Here is a 1,987-nt window from a genome sequence, read left to right on the forward strand (position 1 = left end):
CCATCGTGCTCGCACCCCGATTCGTGCGATCGACCGCCTTCCGCACGGTGTCCCAGTTGAGCATCAGCTACCGGAACAGCCCTCTATCAAGGTAGGGGCCACGCCCCCTGCGCGGGGGTCCACGAGCCGGTCAACGACTACCCGACGCCCCAGAAGTCAACCAGCTCCGGGGGCACACGTCCGACCAGCGCCCAGGGCATGCCCGAGGGCGGCCTGGGTAAGCGGCGGTGCCTGTACCTAGTCGACGTCTGGAGAGCCATGGTTCCGGTCAACAATCCCGGCAAGAACCGGGCCGGAAAACCCGTCCGACGAGGCGGAGATGAGCGGTACGCCGAGCGGTGGCCGCGCCCGCTTTCCGCGATCTGCTTACGGCATCTGGCCGCCGGTACCCAGCGCCTGGTAGCCGGTGCAGGCATCCCATGACCCGTCACCGGAAACCCCGTACCGGTGCTGACCGCACACCTCCCCACCCAGCGCCAGCCGGCGGTCAAGCCGGCGGAATGAGGAGGGGATCGGCTACGGGTGTGGCCGTGACCGCCGCCCTGGGTGGCCTGCTGTTCGGCTTCGACACGGGCATCATCTCTGGTGCGCTGCTGTACATCCGTACGGACTTCCGCCTGGGTACGACGGGTCAGCAGCTGGTGGTCTCGGTTCTGTTGCTCGGCGCGATCGTCGGCGTGGTCACCGCTGGGCAGATCCTGGATCGGCTCGGCCGGAAGAAGAGCCTCGGCGTGCTGGCCGGCGTCTTCACGGTGGCCGCCGTCGCGTCCGCGTTGGCGCCGGGGGTGGGCACGCTGATGGCGGCGCGCTTCGCGTTGGGCCTCGCGGTCGGGGCCTCCTCGGTCGCGGTGCCTGTCTACGTGGCGGAGATCGCGCCCACCGCCGTCCGGGGCCGGCTGGTATCGCTGTACCAGTTCCTTGTGACGGTGGGGATCCTGGCCGCGTATCTGGTCGGGTATGCCCTCTCCGATGGCGGGCGCTGGCGTTGGATGCTGGGACTGGCGGCTTTTCCGTCCCTGCTCATGCTGCTGGGCGTACTCCGGGTCCCGGAGAGCCCCCGATGGCTGCTCGCCCGGGGGCACACCGACCAGGCCCGTGCCGCGCTGGCCCGGTTCCACCCAGCCGAGGAGGTGGACCGTGAGCTGGCCTCGCTCCGGAAGGGCACCGCCGAGGAGAGCCGGATCTCCTACCGGGACCTGTTCCGGCCGCAGTTGCGCCGGGCCACGACGCTCGGGGTCGCGATCGCCGCGACGAACCAGCTGGTGGGCGTCAACGCGGTGATCTACTACGCCCCGACAATCTTCGTCCAGGCGGGCTTCGGCGACTCGGCCTCGCTGCTGTCCTCGGTCGGTATCGGCACCGCGAACGTGGCCTGCACGCTGGCGGCTCTCCTGGTCATCGACCGGGTCGGTCGGCGTCCGCTGCTGCTCGGCGGTATCACGCTGGTCGTGACGAGCCTGATCTTCCTCGGCGCGCTCTACCTGCTACCCGGCCGGACCGGCCTCACGGGGACCCTGCTGGTGGTGGGCCTGATCGCGTACATCGCCTCCTTCTCGGCGAGTCTGGGCATCTCCATCTGGCTGATCAACAGTGAGGTGTTCCCGACGGCGGTGCGGGGCAAGGCGGCCAGCGTGGGTTCTTTCACCCACTGGGCCCTGGACTTCCTCGTGGCCCTCACCACGCTCACCCTCATCGAGCTGTTCACCCCCACCGGGCTGTTCTGGATCTTCGGCGCGTTCGGCATCGTCGGGTACGTGTTTTTGTATCGCAGGCTCCCGGAGACCAAGAACCGCAGTCTGGAAGAAATCGAGAAGGATCTGTCACGTTCCGGGGCGCCTGGCAAGGGTACGAACTCGCGAGCCCGGAGTAGCGACTGATCAGCTGTCGCTCCGCGGTCAACCGCTCAACCGGCGGGCATCCGCCAGAGCCAGACGTCGTCCAGCCCGCTCCGGCGGCCCGAGCAGTTCGGTGGTGGCGCGGAGCAGAC

At 68.9% G+C, this 1,987-nt stretch carries 1 protein-coding gene; it reads left to right on the forward strand.

The genetic code is table 11. From position 1 onward, the window contains the following. Positions 1–500 precede the first annotated feature (500 nt). The gene (locus tag V6U90_RS32550) at positions 501–1,877 is read left to right on the forward strand and encodes a sugar porter family MFS transporter (RefSeq protein ID WP_334444881.1); all 1,377 of its coding nucleotides are present in this window, start codon (positions 501–503) and stop codon (positions 1,875–1,877) included. Positions 1,878–1,987 lie beyond the last annotated feature (110 nt).

It is taken from the genome of Micromonospora sp. CPCC 206060 (assembly GCF_036906895.1).
Lineage (GTDB): Bacteria > Actinomycetota > Actinomycetes > Mycobacteriales > Micromonosporaceae > Micromonospora.